The 15,865-nt window shown below is 64.3% G+C and carries 17 protein-coding genes and 2 pseudogenes; 13 read left to right on the top strand and 6 right to left on the bottom strand.

Annotated elements, in window-relative coordinates; all coding sequences use genetic code 11:
• Positions 1-273, top strand: a pseudogene (locus G6N54_RS27360) (methyltransferase family protein); the annotation flags it as partial.
• On the opposite strand, the gene G6N54_RS27355 reads toward G6N54_RS27360, so the two are convergent.
• Positions 270-1,085, bottom strand: a complete 816-nt coding sequence (locus tag G6N54_RS27355; protein ID WP_232073044.1) for a GntR family transcriptional regulator — start codon at positions 1,083-1,085, stop codon at positions 270-272. The pseudogene G6N54_RS27360 and the gene G6N54_RS27355 sit on opposite strands and share 4 nt — an antisense overlap.
• A 76-nt stretch (positions 1,086-1,161) precedes the next feature.
• On the opposite strand from G6N54_RS27355, the gene G6N54_RS27350 reads away from it, so the two are divergent.
• The 6 genes from G6N54_RS27350 to G6N54_RS27325 all read left to right on the top strand — a co-directional run bounded on the left by G6N54_RS27350 (position 1,162) and on the right by G6N54_RS27325 (position 6,467).
• A complete protein-coding gene (locus tag G6N54_RS27350; protein ID WP_163793697.1) occupies positions 1,162-2,592 on the top strand; it encodes an MmgE/PrpD family protein in 1,431 nt (476 codons plus the stop codon).
• A gap of 11 nt (positions 2,593-2,603) precedes the next feature.
• Complete coding sequence (locus G6N54_RS27345) at positions 2,604-3,491, top strand: isocitrate lyase/PEP mutase family protein (protein WP_163793695.1); 888 nt, start codon at positions 2,604-2,606, stop codon at positions 3,489-3,491.
• Positions 3,488-4,732 (top strand): 3-isopropylmalate dehydratase large subunit, encoded by a 1,245-nt coding sequence (locus tag G6N54_RS27340; protein WP_163793693.1) that lies wholly within the window; start codon positions 3,488-3,490, stop codon positions 4,730-4,732. The genes G6N54_RS27345 and G6N54_RS27340 overlap by 4 nt, the downstream gene beginning before the upstream one ends.
• A complete protein-coding gene (locus tag G6N54_RS27335; protein WP_163793691.1) occupies positions 4,729-5,289 on the top strand; it encodes a LeuD/DmdB family oxidoreductase small subunit in 561 nt (186 codons plus the stop codon). Before G6N54_RS27340 ends, G6N54_RS27335 begins: the two co-directional genes overlap by 4 nt.
• Positions 5,289-5,834: a YbhB/YbcL family Raf kinase inhibitor-like protein gene (locus tag G6N54_RS27330; RefSeq protein WP_163793689.1), complete on the top strand. Its 546-nt coding sequence runs from the start codon at positions 5,289-5,291 to the stop codon at positions 5,832-5,834. Before G6N54_RS27335 ends, G6N54_RS27330 begins: the two co-directional genes overlap by 1 nt.
• Positions 5,835-6,059: 225 nt before the next feature.
• Positions 6,060-6,467, top strand: coding sequence for a hypothetical protein (locus tag G6N54_RS27325; RefSeq protein ID WP_163793684.1), 408 nt, complete (start codon positions 6,060-6,062; stop codon positions 6,465-6,467).
• Between the two features lie 44 nt (positions 6,468-6,511).
• Here the strand turns inward: G6N54_RS27325 and G6N54_RS27320 are convergent.
• Together G6N54_RS27320 and G6N54_RS27315 are read right to left on the bottom strand one after the other, a co-directional pair.
• Positions 6,512-7,770 (bottom strand): annotated as a pseudogene (locus tag G6N54_RS27320) (IS30 family transposase).
• Positions 7,771-7,868: 98 nt separating this feature from the next.
• Entirely contained in the window at positions 7,869-9,911 is a 2,043-nt protein-coding gene (locus G6N54_RS27315) for an NAD(+) synthase (protein ID WP_163793683.1), read from the bottom strand.
• Positions 9,912-9,969: 58 nt separating this feature from the next.
• Between G6N54_RS27315 and G6N54_RS27310 the strand changes: the two genes are divergently transcribed.
• Complete coding sequence (locus G6N54_RS27310; RefSeq protein ID WP_163793680.1) at positions 9,970-10,509, top strand: cysteine hydrolase family protein; 540 nt, start codon at positions 9,970-9,972, stop codon at positions 10,507-10,509.
• A gap of 93 nt (positions 10,510-10,602) precedes the next feature.
• Here the strand turns inward: G6N54_RS27310 and G6N54_RS27305 are convergent, their stop codons facing one another.
• Positions 10,603-10,992, bottom strand: coding sequence for a hypothetical protein (locus tag G6N54_RS27305; RefSeq protein ID WP_163793678.1), 390 nt, complete (start codon positions 10,990-10,992; stop codon positions 10,603-10,605).
• A 267-nt stretch (positions 10,993-11,259) separates the two neighbouring features.
• On the opposite strand from G6N54_RS27305, the gene G6N54_RS27300 reads away from it, so the two are divergent.
• The 4 genes from G6N54_RS27300 to G6N54_RS27285 all read left to right on the top strand — a co-directional run bounded on the left by G6N54_RS27300 (position 11,260) and on the right by G6N54_RS27285 (position 14,196).
• Complete coding sequence (locus G6N54_RS27300) at positions 11,260-11,559, top strand: hypothetical protein (RefSeq protein WP_163793676.1); 300 nt, start codon at positions 11,260-11,262, stop codon at positions 11,557-11,559.
• A 36-nt stretch (positions 11,560-11,595) separates the two neighbouring features.
• Complete coding sequence (locus tag G6N54_RS27295; protein ID WP_163793674.1) at positions 11,596-12,777, top strand: WXG100 family type VII secretion target; 1,182 nt, start codon at positions 11,596-11,598, stop codon at positions 12,775-12,777.
• Between the two features lie 88 nt (positions 12,778-12,865).
• Positions 12,866-13,228 carry a hypothetical protein gene (locus G6N54_RS27290; protein ID WP_163793672.1) on the top strand — a complete coding sequence of 121 codons (363 nt, stop codon included), beginning with the start codon at positions 12,866-12,868 and terminating at the stop codon, positions 13,226-13,228.
• 470 nt (positions 13,229-13,698) lie between these two features.
• Positions 13,699-14,196 (top strand): CHAP domain-containing protein, encoded by a 498-nt coding sequence (locus tag G6N54_RS27285; RefSeq protein WP_163793670.1) that lies wholly within the window; start codon positions 13,699-13,701, stop codon positions 14,194-14,196.
• A 15-nt stretch (positions 14,197-14,211) separates the two neighbouring features.
• Here the strand turns inward: G6N54_RS27285 and G6N54_RS27280 are convergent, their stop codons facing one another.
• The gene (locus G6N54_RS27280) at positions 14,212-14,703 is read right to left on the bottom strand and encodes a methyltransferase family protein (protein WP_163793668.1); all 492 of its coding nucleotides are present in this window, start codon (positions 14,701-14,703) and stop codon (positions 14,212-14,214) included.
• A 93-nt stretch (positions 14,704-14,796) separates the two neighbouring features.
• On the opposite strand from G6N54_RS27280, the gene G6N54_RS27275 reads away from it, so the two are divergent.
• Positions 14,797-15,420, top strand: a complete 624-nt coding sequence (locus G6N54_RS27275; protein WP_163793666.1) for a TetR/AcrR family transcriptional regulator — start codon at positions 14,797-14,799, stop codon at positions 15,418-15,420.
• Between the two features lie 42 nt (positions 15,421-15,462).
• Here G6N54_RS27275 and G6N54_RS27270 read toward each other — a convergent pair whose 3' ends face one another.
• Positions 15,463-15,813 (bottom strand): hypothetical protein, encoded by a 351-nt coding sequence (locus G6N54_RS27270; RefSeq protein WP_163793665.1) that lies wholly within the window; start codon positions 15,811-15,813, stop codon positions 15,463-15,465.
• Between the last annotated feature and the right edge of the window lie 52 nt (positions 15,814-15,865).

Genomic DNA, 15,865 nt, shown 5'->3' with positions numbered 1-15,865 from the left:
GTCGACGAACGGGAGACCACCCTGGTGCGGACCGGCGTGTTCGGGCAAGTGCGCAATCCGATCTACACCGCGATGTTCGCGTTCGGCTTCGAGATCGCACTGGCAACCACGAATCTTGCTGCCTGCACTGGCTTTATCCTGCTTATTGCCGCTGTCGAACTGCAGGTGCGCCGCGTGAAGGAGCCGCACCTGTTGCGAGCCCACGGCGACGCCTATCGGGGCTTTGCGGCGACCGTCGGTCGCTTCATCCCGGGCGTCGGACTGATGCGTTAGCACGAGTCCCAGCGCACATCGTGGGCGATCGCCAAGCCGTCGCCCGTTTCCAGTTCGGCCGCCGACTGACTCATCAACACCCGACTGCGGCTCGGAGACAACAGAATCGACAGGTAGTGATGCGGCCGGCCCGCCACGAACGCGAGGCGGTTGACGCGCAGCAGCGCGGCACCGATCGCCGTCTCGAGTAGGCGGGCGTGACGCGGGCCAGCAACCTCGGCGGTGATCTCGTGTCGCATTCGCTCCACCACGATCCCGAGATTCGATAGCAGCTCGTAGAGTGGTTCGCTCCGCAACGCCGACTCGGTCAGCTTGTCCGCCAATTGATTTGGCAGCCACGCCTCGGTGACCATCAACGGCTCGCCGGTTCGGCGCTGGCGCCGCACCCGCACTACGTACAGCAGCTCGCCGGACGTCTCGAGCGCGTCGCCGACGAGCCGCGAAGGCCGGCGCGGACCGAGTTCGAGCACGTCGACCTCGGTCTCGAACTGTGCCTGGCGCAGTCCATCCAGGTAGGAACCACCCGCCACCGGTAGGTCGGCCGGGGCGTGCTGGCGCACGAACGAACCGACGCCGTGCCGGCGCTCGATGTATCCCTGGTCGGCCAGGTCGGCCAGCGCGCGGCGCACCGTGATGCGCGAAACGCCGAACTGGTCGCAGAGCGTCTGCTCGGTGGGCAACGCGTCGCCGGGAGCCAGCACGCCGCGGTCGATCTCGTCGTGTAGCACCAAAAAGAGCTGCCGGTGTAGCGGCACCCCGGCGCCGGCGGATACCGGGCCGCCTTCGGCATTGGCCCCCTGCATGGTCGTCATGCTCTCACACCGCCTCCCTTGCGCCGGTGGTTCAGTTGTTATATGTATATAACAACTGACATGGTGGGGAGATCCGATGACCGCGGTGCCACAGCACGCCGCCACCGACCCGGCGGGCCCGACCGGACGATTGGCCACCTGGGTCGCCGGCCTCACGCTCGCTGATGTCCCGCCGGGCGTGGTCGAGCGGGCGAAATATCTCCTGCTCGACGGGCTGGGCTGTGCCCTGGTCGGTGCCCAATTGCCCTGGTCACGTGTCGCCACCGGCGCGGTCCTGGGGCTGGAGAGCCCCGGCGACTCAGTGGTGATCGGCACCGGCCACACCACCGGCGCACCCGCGGCCGCGGTGCTCAACGGCACCTTCATCCAGGGCTTCGAACTCGACGACTTCCATCCGCTGGCGCCGTTGCACAGCTGCTCGCTGCTGATTCCGGCGTTGCTCTCGACGGCCTCGGTGCGGCCGCATTCGACGACCGGTGCCGAACTCCTGCTCGCGGCGGTCGCCGGGTTCGAGGTGGGTCCGCGCGTCGGATACACGTTGCACGGAACCCAGATGCTGGACCGTGGCTGGCACTCGGGGCCGGTCTTCGGCACACACTCGGCGGCCATGGCGTCGGGCAAGTTGCGCGGTCTGCCGCCCGCGCAGCTCGAGGATGCGCTCGGTTTGGCCGGCACCCAATCGGCGGGACTGATGGCCGCACAGTACGAGGCGATGAGCAAGCGCATGCACCACGGCCTCGCGGCCCGCAACGGCTTCTACGCGGCCGGGCTGGCCGCCGCCGGCTATACCGGTATCAAGCGGGTGTTCGAGCGTGAATATGGCGGATTCCTGAGCGTTTTCGGGGAAGGCCACGATCCTGACGCCGCTGTCTTGACCGCCGAGCTCGGCGAGCGCTGGGAGATCACGATCATCATGGTCAAGTCCTACGCCGCGATGGGCGGCCTTCACGGCGCGATCGACGCGGGCCGGCAGTTACGGAGTTCGGTTGCACCCGAAGATATCTCGAAGGCCGACATCACCGTCGGCGAGACTGTCTACAAGCACGGCTGGTGGAATCCACAGCGTCCCCTCACGCCGATCGGCGCTCAGATGAATATCGGGTACGCCACCGCCGCTGCACTGCTGGACGGCAACGTACTGCCGGAGCAGTTCACCGCATCCCGGCTGGACTCCGACGACATCTGGTCGCTGATCGCCAACACATCGGTGCACCTGGACGAGTCATTGGCCGGCGCGCCGATCACCGAGCGGTTTCGCACCGATGTCTCAGTGACCTCGAGGGACGGCACGGTACACCGTGCGCGCGTCGACCTGCCGCACGGCGGGCCCACCGACCCGGTCACCAACGATGAACTCGCTGCGAAGTTTCACTCCTTGGCCGATCGGGTGACCAACCGGGGCCGCGCCAACGCGATCGAGTGCGCGGTGGTTGGCCTGGAAAACCTCGATGACATCGGGCATCTCATCGATCTGCTCGCCGCGCCCGTCGCAGGCGCCCTGGACTGAAAGGACTCTCAATGGCCAGCACACCGGCAAGGCAACGGCTGCGTGAGCTGTTGGACAATCACGAACTCGTAGTCGCGCCGGGGGTTTTCGACGGCATCTCCGCACAGCTGACGAAACGTACCGGGCACGTCGCGGCGTACCTGACCGGCGCGGGAGTCGCGGCGTCCGGATTCGGCCTGCCCGACATCGGATTGGTCACCGCGACCGAGATGGCCGACCGGGTCCGGATGATCACCGGCGCGTTGGGCGACATTCCGTTGATCGCCGACGCCGACACCGGCTACGGCGCGCCGATGAACGTGGTGCGCACCGTGCGCGCCTACGAAGCTGCCGGGGCGGCCGCAATCCAGTTGGAAGATCAGGTGTTTCCCAAACGCTGCGGCCATCTGCCGGACAAGCAGGTCGTCGATGCCACGGTGTTCGAACAGACGCTGGCGGCCGCGCTGGACGCTCGCTCCGACGACGACCTGCTCGTCGTGGCCCGCACCGACGCCCGCGCGCCGCTCAGGTTGGACGCCGCGATCGAACGAGCGAATCGTTATGCCGAGGCGGGGGCGGACATCATCTTCGTCGAGGCGCCGCAGGACGAGCAAGAGGTCGAGCGCGTCGCACGCGAGGTCGACGCTCCCCTGCTGATCAATCTGGTACTGGGCGGGCTCACCCCGCTGGAGTCGGCCTCCCGGCTGCAAGAGTTGGGTTACGCGATCGCGATTCACCCGGGCAACCTGTTGATGCAAGCGACGTTCGGTATGCTCCAAACCCTTTGCCAGCTCAACGGCAGCGACCCAAACGCTCTAGCGGCTCACCTGCCCACCAGCCCCACCGACTTCTTCAACCTGGTCGGCATGGCCGAGTGGCTGGAGCTCGACACCAGGTACGCGACTAAGGACGCCTCATGAGCATGACCATCATCGAAAAGATCTTCGCGCGCAAGGTTGGTCTGGACTCCGTGACGCCGGGCGACACCGTCGTCGACGTCGACATGACCGTGCTGATCGATCTGCAGTTCGCCACCATGTGGATCCAGCCCAACCGGATTCACGACCCCGACAAGCTGGCCGTCGTGATGGACCACGCCGTGCCCGCACCGACCATCAAGGATGCTGCCGGCGGCCCGCATGCGCGCAAGTTCGTGGCCGACTTCGGCATCGAACGCTTCTACGATGTCGGCCGGCACGGCATCTGCCATCAGGTCATCGCCGAGAACGGCCTGGCACGGCCGGGAGAAATCTTGGCCTGCACCGATTCTCACACCTGTGCCGCGGGCGCCTACAACACTGCTGCCCGCGGACTGGGTCCCGCCGAGATCTACTCGATCATGTGCACCGGCACCACCTGGTTCCAGGTCGCCCCGACGGTGCGCTATGAACTCGAGGGCGCCAAGCCGAACACGCTGAGCGGCAAGGACATCTTCCTGCACATCGCCGACAAGTACGGCGACGCCGCCAACCTCAACCTGGAATTCGGCGGACCGGGCCTGGCCGGCATACCGATGCACGACCGTCGCACCATCGCGACCCAGGGCGCCGAGGTGTCGGCCGATTTCAGCACCTTCGAAGCCGACGACGTGCTGGCCCGATTCCTCGACGACACCGGCGTCACCGGATATGACGCGGCGGCGCCGGATCCCGACGCGGGTTACCACGATGTGCGGCACATCGACCTGTCCGCCCTGGAACCCTATGTGGCCCGGCCGGGCACCGTGAGCCGCAACGGGTTGCCCGTCTCGCAGTTGGGCAGGCAGAAGGTGGACCAGGCGTTCATCGGATCATGCGCGAACAGTCAACTCGAGGATCTCGAGATCGCCGCAAGGGTGTTGCGCGGCAAGACCATTGCTCCGGGTGTGCGACTGCTGGTGACGCCGGCCTCCCAGGCGGTGTACCGCCAGGCCATGCGACTGGGCTACCTGCAGGACATCGCCGATGCGGGCGGCGTCGTCACCAATTCGACCTGCGGCGCGTGCTTTGGCTATCACATGGGGGTCATCGGGCCCGGCGAGGTGTGCATCACGTCGAGCACGCGCAACTTCACCGGCCGCATGGGCAGCACCGAGGCCGAGATCTTCATGGCCTCACCGGCGACGGTTGCCGCATCGGCGATCGCCGGGTACATCACCGACCCGCGGAATGTGGCGGCATGACGCTGAACTTCTCCGGCAAGGTATGGGTGTTCGGCGACAACCTGAACACCGACGCCATGTACCCCGCGTTCGCGATGAAAATGGAGCCCGCCGAAGCGGCCAAGCACATCTTCTACGAGGTGCGGCCGGGTTGGACCGATCAGGTTTCGCCAGGCGATATCGTTCTGGCGGGCAAGAACTTCGGACTCGGCTCGTCGCGACCGGTCGCTTCGCTTTTCATAGAACTCGGCGTCGCCGGGCTCGTTGCCGAGGAATTCAACTCGCTGTTTTTCCGTAACGCCGTCAACGCCGGGCTGCCCGCGATCACCATTCCTCATGCCACCACCGTGTTCAGCGAGGGCGATATCGGGGCCTTCAATCTGACCGACGGCGGCTGGCGCAATGACAGCACCGGAGAGTCCGGGATGGTTCCCAAACTGCCCGACCTGATTCTCGAGATCATCGAGAGCGGAGGCGTCATGCCCCGGCTGGCGGCGCAGGGATACCTGCCCGCCGAACTTGGCGAGCTGCTGCGCTCCAGCGCGGTCGCCATGCGCGGCGCCGGAAGCGGAGCGTGATGGCGTTGCTGGGCAGGCTGCTGCGTGGCGTCCGGGCCGGTGCACAACGAGGACCGCTGTCCGGCAGCGGCTTTGACGCGGCGCATTCCATCACCGTCACCAGCACGGCATTCGCCGACGGTGCGGCGATGCCGTCGTCGAGTGCGGGCAAGGGCGTGGGTGACAACACGTCGCCTCCGCTGCGCTGGGAGGGGCTGCCGCCCGCGACCCGGCAGACGGTGCTGATCATCGACGACGTCGACGTTCCGCTCCCCCGTCCGCTGCTGCACACGGTCGCCGTGATCGACCCGACGGTTGACCGCGTCGCGGCGGGCGGATTGCAGCCGGGGACGGCGGGGATCCGGTTTGTCCGCGCTGATCTAGGGCATCGCTGCTATGCCGGCCCACGACCGATTCCTGGCCACGGGCTGCACCATTACCGCTTCCATGTGTTCGCGATCGAGGTCGCGATTCCGGCCGAGGTAAGTAGCGCGAAGGCTCTGCTGGCCGCGATGACCGGGCACGTACTGGCTCGCGGCACGCTGACCGGAACCTATGAACGCTAGGCCGCGGCGTCAGCGAACTGGAAGCACCTCCGTTCGCGAGCCTAACGCTGCTGCGAATCCACGCTCGATCTTTCGCAGTGGCGTCAGGCTCGCGGCAATCGCTGCGTCCGCCGCACGCCTGCTGACCTGCGGTTGGCAGTACTTGGCAGCGCCTGGCGTCGATCTGGCAGTGCTTTGCGAGCAACGTCGGTGGCATCGGTATCACACCCAACAGAAGGGAACCCCATGCCCGCCACCACTCTTGACCGCAAAGGCACCCGCGACGGTTTGCTTCGCCTCGCGATGCGCGCCGACGCCGCCATCAGCGGCCTGGTCGGCCTCGCCGGCATCCCGTTGGCCGGCTACCTGGCCACGACCTCCGGCACCACGAAGGCGTTCGAGTACGGCATGGCCGCGTTCTTGATCGGTTACGGCGTACTGGTGCTCTGGCTGGCCTCGCTGCCGTCGGTACGCCGTGCCGGTATGGCCGTCGTGATCGGCAACCTGCTTTTCACCGTCGCTTCCGTCGTTCTGGTGCTCGCCGAGGTCTTCCCGTTGACCGCCACCGGTGTGGTCGTCACCTTGGGCTCCGGCCTCTACACGCTGTTCTTCGCCGAGCTGCAATACCAGGGCTGGCGCCGCGCACGGACGTAGCTGCTTAGCGAGCGTAAGCCCACTGCGAATTCTCGCCGGTGGATTCAAGGTTTGGTTGCAACAGTTGTGTCTGTCGGGGTGGACAGTAGCTTGTTGAGGCGGTTGGTGGGGTTGTCCCAGTTGAAGCGTTTTCGGGGTCGTCCGTTGAGTTCGTCGGCGACGTAGGCGAGGTGTTCGGCGTCGTGCACCGAAAGGTCGGTGCCCTTTGGAAAGTATTGCCGTAGTAGGCCGTTGGTGTTCTCATTGCTACCGCGCTGCCAGGGTGAGTGGGGATCGCAGAAGTAAACCTCGATGCCGGTGTCGATGCTGATGCGGGCGTGGTGGGCCATTTCGTGGCCTTGGTCCCAGGTCACGGTGCGGCGCAAGGTGGCGGGCAGGTCTTTGACCGCGGCGATCATGGCCTCGGCGACGGCCTCGGCGCTACGGGTATGGGGTAGGTGCAGCAGTCGGACATATCCGGTGGAACGTTCAACCAGCGTGCCGATTTGAGAGGCCTGGTCCTTGCCGATGATCAGGTCTCCTTCCCAATGGCCTGGCACGGCGCGGTCGTTAGCTTCGGCGGGCCGCTCACTGATGTTGACCATGCCTTGGATACGGCCGCGGCCGTCACCGGCGCGGGCCCGTCGGCGCGGTTTACGCAACGCGCGCCCGGTGCGCAGGCATGTCCTCAGTTCCCGGCGCAGTTCTCCGCGCCCTTGCACGTAAAGCGCCTGGTAGATGGTTTCGTGGGACACCTGCATCTCCGGGCGGTCAGGATAGGTCGCGGTCAATACCCCGGCGATCTGTTCGGGGCTGTACTTGTTGACCAACAACGCTTGCACCTCGGCCCGCAATTGCTCACAGCGGCCCAACTTGCCGGTCTTGGGTCGACGCGCCCGTTGCTCGCTGCGCCGCTGAGCGATGCGCGCCGAGTAGCCCGACTTCGCGTCCCAACCGGCCCGGCGGGCCCGAACCGATACCGGGCGCGATAACGGCCCACATGCCCTCGCATGACACCGTTGTGGGCAATCTCGCGCATGATCGTCGACGGCGCCCGGCCCAACCGGCGCGCCATCGAACGGATCGACTCACCGTGCGCGGTGCCGATCATGATCTGTTCACGCTCATCCGCCGACAGCCGCGGCCGTCGCTGTCCTTGAGGCTTTGACCATCGTGGATTCACACCACCAAACCTGCGAAACCACTTGCTACCGCACGTCGCCGACACGCCGACCGCCACCCCGGCATCCTCCGAGGACCATCCCGCAGCGATCAAATCCCAATACCGCCGCTGCACCACCAACAACTGAGGCTGACCCGTCATCAACACCCCTAACTACGAAGTGTTGCAACCACCCCTTGAACTCAAGCCCGATTTTTCGCAGTGGGTTTACGCTCGCGGCAACCCGATTCGAGTAGGCGCTAGTCCTCGGGGACCTCACGGTCGATCTCGTCGAGCCAAATGCGCGCCGACATGTCCGACGGGGCGCGCCAGTCTCCACGCGGCGACAGCGCGCCGCCGTAGGACACCTTGGGGCCGTTGGGCAATGCCGAACGTTTGAACTGGCTAAACGAGTAGAACCGCTGCACGAAGATCTGCAACCAATGGCGGATTTCCTTGAGCTGATAGGACGGCCGCTTGTCCTCGGGGAACCCGGGCGGCCAGTTCCCTTGCTCGGGATCGTTCCACGCGTGCCAGGCCAGGAACGCGATCTTCGACGGCCGGAATCCGTAACGCAACACGTGGAACAACGAAAAGTCCTGCAGCGCATACGGTCCGATCTTGGCCTCGCTGCTCTGCAGTTCTTCTTCCTCACCGGTCGGTATGAGTTCGGGAGTGATCTCGGTGTCGAGCACCGATTGCAGCACCGCGTCGACGTCGGACGGGAACTGTCCCGACGCGATGACCCAGCGGATCAGGTGCTGAATCAGCGTCTTGGGCACACCGGCGTTGACGTTGTAATGCGACATCTGGTCGCCGACACCATAAGTCGACCATCCCAGGCCTAGCTCGGAGAGATCACCGGTGCCCAGCACGATGCCGCCGCGCTGATTGGCCAGCCGGAATAGGTAATCGGTGCGCAGACCGGCCTGGACGTTCTCGAAGGTGACGTCGTAGACCTTCTCGCCGCGGGAGAACGGGTGATCCATCTCCTTGAGCATCAGCGCCGCGGTGTCGCGGATGTCGATCTCGGCGAAGGTCACGCCGAGTGGACGGCATAGTTCGATCGCATTGCGCTTGGTGCGCTCGCCGGTCGCGAAGCCGGGCAGGGTGAACGCCAGAATGTCACTGCGCGGGCGGTTTTCGCGGTCCATCGCGCGGGCGGCAACGATCAACGCGTGCGTCGAATCCAACCCCCCGGAAATCCCGATGACGACCTTGGGGTAGTTCAGCGCACGCAACCGCTGCTCGAGCCCAGAGACCTGGATGTTGTAGGCCTCGTAGCAATCCTGTTCCAGCCGTTGCGGATCGGCGGGGACGAACGGGAAACGCTCGATCGTTCGGCGGAGTCCGATGTCACCGGTGGGCGGATCGAGCCGAAACTCGATGCGCCGGAACGACTCCACTGATGGCCGGTGATGGCGCCGGTTGTCGTCGAAAGTGCCCATCCGCAGCCGCTCCGAGCGCAGCAGCCCGGTGTCGACGTCCGCCACCGAACGACGCTCCCCCTTGGGGAAACGTTCGGATTCGGCCAGCAGCACCCCGTTTTCGTAGACCATGGTCTGCCCGTCCCAGGCCAGGTCGGTCGTCGACTCCCCCTCGCCCGCGGCGGCGTAGACGTAGGCGGCCAGGCATCGCGACGATGCCGAACGCGCCAGCAGGCAACGGTCCTCGGCCCGCCCGATCGTGATCGGGCTGCCGGACAGGTTCGCCAGCACCGTCGCACCGGCCAGGGCCGCTTCCGCGCTAGGCGGAATCGGCACGAACATGTCCTCGCAGATTTCCACGTGCAGTACGAAATCGGGAAAGTCGGTGGCCGTGAACAGCAGGTCGGGCCCGAAGGGCGCTTCGATGTCGCCGAAGCGGATGACGCCGTGCTCGTCGTCGCCGGGTGCGACTTGGCGGTGCTCGTAGAACTCGCGGTAGGTGGGCAGGTACGACTTGGGGGCCACCCCGAGCACCACACCGCGGTGGATGACGACCGCGGTGTTGTAGATGCGCTGTCGGTAGCGCAGCGGCGCGCCGACCACCAGGATCGGCAGCAGCTCGGTGGATCCGGTGACGATGTCGGCAAGGGCGGTTTCGACGTCGTCGAGCAAAACGTCCTGCAGGACGATGTCCTCGATCGAATAGCCGGACAGCGTCAATTCGGGGAAGACGGCCAGCGCGATACCGTCGTCGTGGCAGTCGGCGGCCAACCGCAACACCGAGGCGGCGTTGGCCGCCGGGTCACCCAGCGTGGTGTGGTGCGTGCACGCGGCGACCCGGACAAAGCCCTGGCTGTAGCTGTTGTAAAAGTCCATCGCCCTTCCATTGTCCCGCAACCGGTGTCAACAAGTATTCGCCGGGTATCACCCCAACATGAGCAAAATCGCTGTGGTGGTTGTCGACATGATGAATAGCTATCAGCATGAGGACGCCGAAGTACTGATACCCAATGTCGGCAAAATCATCGATCCGCTGGCCGACTTGGTCCGTCGTGCGCGCGAATCCGACGACGTCGACCTGGTTTATGTCAACGACAACTATGGCGACTTCACCGCGCAATTCCACGATCTCGTCGAATCCGCATGCCACGGCGCACGTCCGGACCTCGTGGAGCCGATCGTGCCGGCGAAGGGTAGCCTGCTGCTGACCAAGGTCCGCCACAGCGCGTTCTATTCGACCTCGCTGGAGTATCTGCTCACCCGTCTCGACACCGATCGCTTGATCCTGACCGGCCAGGTCACCGAGCAGTGCATCCTCTACACCGCACTGGACGCCTACGTACGCCACCTGCAAGTCGTGGTTCCGACGGACGCCGTCGCCCACATCGACGACGAGCTCGGCGCGGCAGCGTTGAAGATGATGGCGGAGAACATGTCAGCCGAGTTGACGACCGCGGCCGACTGCCTCGGCTAAGGACCATCCTCCGACACAAGTCTGACGACGTCCGCGGAATCCGTCTCACCCAAACCTGACCCATCCTTTCCGTCTGCGCGGGGTTTCAGTGAATCAGTACGTGTTCACATTGGGGCACATTTGCTTGAGCCAATTGGCGATCAGGTGGTCGTTGGCTTCGCGGTCCGGGTCGCCGGGGGCTGCGCCGACGGTGTTGACGAAATGCTCGATCGCGGCCTTGACGTTGTCGGGAGGGTTGTACTTCTCGAGGATGTCGGCGTTCTTGCGCGCATCCTCCCGTTTGGTGGACAGCATGAGGCTGTCTTTGGCAAACGAGATGTCCAGGCACGTCGACGCGTCGGGCGCCTGGGCCGCCGAACCTGTCTGCGTGACAGATGAACTCGACGACGGCGTCTGACTCGACCCCGACTTGCCGCTCGAGCATCCCGCGATCAGCACCGCGGTGGCCACCACCCCCGTGAGCATGAATAGTTTTCGCCGCACGAAACGCCTCCTCACCGAAGACTGTGGGTGCACTTACCGTACCGGCGTAGTGGGTGTTCAGAGCTCCGAAACGTAATTTCTCTTGCTCGATCGCCGTGAGTAGCGAGGCATTCACCAGATCCTTCTCACAATCGTCCAATCAAAAGGGTTGGCTAGCAACGCATGTGGTTGGACTACGGACCGCGACCGTGATCTCGGAGTCGGCGCACCGCGCGATTCGCGGTGAAGTGACTAGCTTATTTCCGCGTGAGCTTTAGACTTTGCAAGGTGGCAGACGTGCTGCACGTGAGCAATGAGGGGCTGCAGGTGCTGGCGGCGCATTGCGACGCGGTTTCAGCGCGTTTTGCGGTAGCGACTCCAGTACCCATTGTGGGGCTACCATTCCAGGCGACTTCTCACGCCGTCGGATCCGCATATGCGGTGCTCGACGGCATAATCGCCACCTTGGCGGGAAGATCGCAGGCAAGCGCGATCAAGGCCGCCGTAGCCGGCGCTGAGTTCGTTGCCAGCGACAGCACTGGGGCGCAGAGCGTTGCCGCACTAGGTAGCTCGATCACTCAGGCGTGACCAGTGGTCGGCGTTGTTGGCGTCGGGGCGCCCAGCTTGTCAGAGATTCAAGCGTGGGACGTCGCCCACCTCGAAAACGCGGCCAGGGACTGGACGGCCACCGCCCGGCATTGGGAAACATCGTTTAGCTCGATTCATCGGGCGTCCGTGTCGCCGGGCGGGACGGTCTGGGAAGGCGTCGCTGCCGAAGCCGCACAGGAACGCGCCTTCGCTGATCTCGTAAAAGTTCGGGGATTGGCCGATGCGCTGCACGAATCCGCGGCCGTAGCGCGCCGGGGAGCCGAGACCCTCTATTCGGCCAAGCAGAGCGTGCTGGACGTAGCCAGGGAGGCGAGCGCCGCCGGTTATGTGGTGGGCGAAGACCTTTCGGTGTCACCGTCGCGCAGTGGCGCCGCCGCGCGGGCGCAAGCGCAGCTGTACGCCGCACAGATTCAAGAACGCGCCGTCCAGCTGGCCGTCCACGACCAAGAGATCGCCGCCAAAATCACCGCCGCCACCGCGCCCCTCTACGCTGTGACCTTCCCTGAATCTCCGTCCGCGCCCGGCGACGACAAGCCGAAAATTCAAACAGTTGATTTACTCACGTTCAAAGACGCTCCGAACCCGGAACCCGGGCAAAGCGACGGTCCGAGCGGAGACGATATCCGCCGGGTGCTCGACAAACTGCCCGCTGGCAACCGACCATCCATCAGAGAGGTCCGCACGCCTCAGGACCTTGAGAATATATTGAATTGGGCCAAGCAACACGGAGCCGAGATCCCAAATGCATACGGCGACCCGAGTAAGGGCGTCGAATACCAGCTACCCGACGGGACGAGGGTTGGGCGGCGCTGGAGCGCCGAGTCCAACGGACAACAAGTTCTCGACATCAAGTTCCCCGATCGAGGGGACTACACGAAAATCCATATCAACCCACGAGGGGGCGTACCGGCACTAGCGGCACCCTCCCCGCCGCGGTCTGTCGGCCCTCCCGCGGCAGGAGAACCTGCCACCACTCCTCAAGCGCCAGCCCACCAGCCGACTGAAGTGGCACCGTCGCCTAAGCCCATTCCCGGAAAGGCAAATAGCGGCGGAGGATTGCCGGGATCGCTTTTCGGCGGCCTACCCCCGAATTCGCCAGCAACTGGACCTCACCCCATCCACATACCGCACACCAAGGATCACCGATTCCCACTATTGGGCGAGATCCCAGAAGAATTCGTAGGGCCCGAAGAGTGACGATTGCAGGCAACGCAAGATATCGGCAGGAGTGGGGAGAGCGATGACTGGACCTTTTGACCCGTTTCGCGATCGTGACGAGCTCCGGTTGAACGCCGACGACATCCTGCGCAATGAGCTGTTGCTCGATGGAACGGCAATGTGCATACCGATGGCACAAGTCACAGCGATCATCAGCCGCGAAAACCTCGCCGACAATGTCGCTGCCCACCAGGACTTAGTACTGCGCACCATCCGATCGTTGCTCGACGACGGGCTCATGAAGATCGGCGACATATTCGGCGCTTCTGATGAACGCGTCGTGCCGTGGGACCTCTCAATCGATGCCGCCATGGACCGCGTCCGTGACCTCTTCGTCGACCACTACGACGAGCCGGATTTGTATGACTTCCGGATTTGGCTCCAACTCAATCCCGCTGGGGAACAAGCAGCCCGGGCGCTGATGGGTTAGCGCCGCATCCCACCGACCGGATCGGAATCGGAAAGCAATTTTACTTTCTTGCGCCTTCCCACCGCCGAGGCGCCACACCACCGTGTCGTCGTTATCATGAAACTCAATGTCTGACGCGCTGCCCTCGATGAAGAACTCGTACGTCGTCCGGCCGATTTCTAGGTGCGAAGCCCCCTCTTGCTTCGCTTGAATCAGTGCCGCGAGAAAGATAGTCACTCCGCCGGCGTCTAAGGCCAACAACGCCGCGTCCTCGCCAAAGTAGTAACCCTCAGCCAGTCCCGCGCGAACCAGGGTCATGCCTTCATGCTTCCTGACCAACGAATGGGATCGAAATCACCGCCGCGATTAGCCGACTATTCGGCAGCGCTGAAGCGGTCCCCTTTGAGCAAAGAGCGACCGCGCGAAACGAATTCTGGTCTCGCTGCGATAACAGGAAGATAACGGGTTGATGAGGCGGCGAGAGGACGCGGATGAAGCGCAGCGCAGTTCTGGCCGCCGCCGCGGTGACAAGCGCACTCTCCCTGGGAGCGTCGATGGCGCCGGCCCCGGCCAGCGGGGATCCGGCATCGAGCATAAGCCGCACGACCGATCACAACCCCTTTAGCGGCGACTTCGAGGGCTACTGCACCTGGGGCGCCCAAGAACAAATCCACACCCACACCGGTTACTACATCCGAGCGCTCACCGGAAATGCCGAAAACTGGGCCAGCCAAGCCCAAGCGGCAGGCTGGACGGTAGTCAACGAAGCGCAGCCCCACTCGATCGCCGTGTTCAGCAGCACGCTCGTCGGGGGCGTCGGACACGTCGCCTGGGTCGATGCCGTGAACGGCAACACCATCACTATCACCGAAATGAACACTGGTTATGGGGCCACCGTGTCAAACGGCTACCGCACCACGGGCTTCCACGAATTCGACACACGCACCGTCGCACAAGTACCGGGGATGAGCTACATCCTGATCCCCTGACCTTTCGCGCCCTGGTCACCAGGGCCGTAGCCGCGGCAGCCAGGCCGGCACGTTGAGTTTGTACTCCTCGTACTGGTTCCCGTATCGCCTTGTCAGGGTCGGCTGTTCGTACAGAAGAACAAAAGATGCGGTGGCAATCCACACGATCACGGCATAGACCACCAGCTCCGGACTACGAAAGAGCAATGCCTGCCCGAGAATTGCCAGCACGAGTCCGACATACATCGGGTTGCGGACATAGCGGTTGAACCCGGTGACCACCAGATGTTCCGTCGGCGCAACGGGCGCGGGAGTTCCTCCGGCCCTGGCGAATTGCGTGAACGCGTGCAGCAGCGGGATCAGCCCCGCTGCGATCAGCACGACGCCCACTGCCTGCGCCACCCGTAACGGCGCGCCGCCGTGGGGCAGCGCCCACCCGGTGATCAACCAGGGGATCAGACCCACAACGGTGCCCGGAGCCACCACAAAGAACGCCGCTGACCCGGCGCTGGCCACAGTTGTTCGCATGGTCTTCCTCCTAATAATTCCCCGCTTGTGGAATTCTATGGTCGACGATAGCCCCGCGCGGCCAGAAAGTCCACAGCTGTAGAGTTTTGTCGCATGTCACCCGTCGGCCGGCGGCCGGGAAAAACCGATACGCGCGATCAGATCCTGCTGACCGCTCGCCGCTTGTTTTCCGAACGCGGTTACGACAAGACGTCGCTTCGGGACATCGCCACCGAGGCGCAGGTGGACACCGCGCTGATTCGGCACTATTTCGGCACCAAGGACGACCTGTTCCGGACCACGATCGGGTGGCCGTTCGATCCGCAGCAAGTCGCCGGTCGCATCGCGGAAGAGGGCCGTGACGAGATGGGCCGACGACTCAGTGAGGTGTTCCTCGAGTTTTGGGAGCACCCCGACAGCCGCGCCTCATTGCTGGCGATTCTGCGTGGGGCCGCCACGCATGAGGAGTCGGCCACGTTGGTGCGGCAATTCATCCAGGGCCAGTTGTACCAGCAGATCGCATCGCAGCTTCCCGGGCCGGATGCCGAGATCGGAATCGATCTGGCGATGGCCCAGCTGCTCGGTGTCGCCTTCTTGCGATACATCCTGCAGGTCGAGCCCCTTGCCTACGCGCCGGTCGCCGAACTCACGGATCGCGTTGCACCCGTCGTCAGCGCGCATCTGCGGATCCCCGAGAACTCGCCAAATCGTAAGGGGCATAACCGGCGCCGTGGTTGAGCAGCTTGATCCACTCATCCGGTTTGGCCGGCTACCCGCTGCTCATTGATTGGACGGCAACGGATTTGGAATCTCTCGCGCACCGTGTCGAGAACATGGCGTTCGCATTCGCGGCGGTGCGTGAGCAGGAACCGTATCGGGCTCGGCAAGCGGCACGGTAGCGGTACCAAGTATCGAATCGAGGCCGTACTCCTTGAATACGCCGCTTGGGACGTTGTCGTAGATCAGGCTCAGGTTGTGCTGGACCAGTGCGATGAGCACATACGGGAATGCCACCGGCGATTCGCGTCGTAGCTCCTGCCAGTCGAGTTCGTAGAGCGGAATGTCCCTGAGCTTGTCCAAGAACAGCAGGTGGGCCAGGAAGTACCCCATGAACGCCGGCAAGTGCAGCACCGCCGGCCGCACATTGATCGAGACGACCGCACCACTGGGCGAAACGTAAGGC

The organism is Mycobacterium stomatepiae (genome assembly GCF_010731715.1).
Taxonomy (GTDB): domain Bacteria; phylum Actinomycetota; class Actinomycetes; order Mycobacteriales; family Mycobacteriaceae; genus Mycobacterium; species Mycobacterium stomatepiae.
This window is presented reverse-complemented; position numbering and strand designations above follow the sequence as displayed.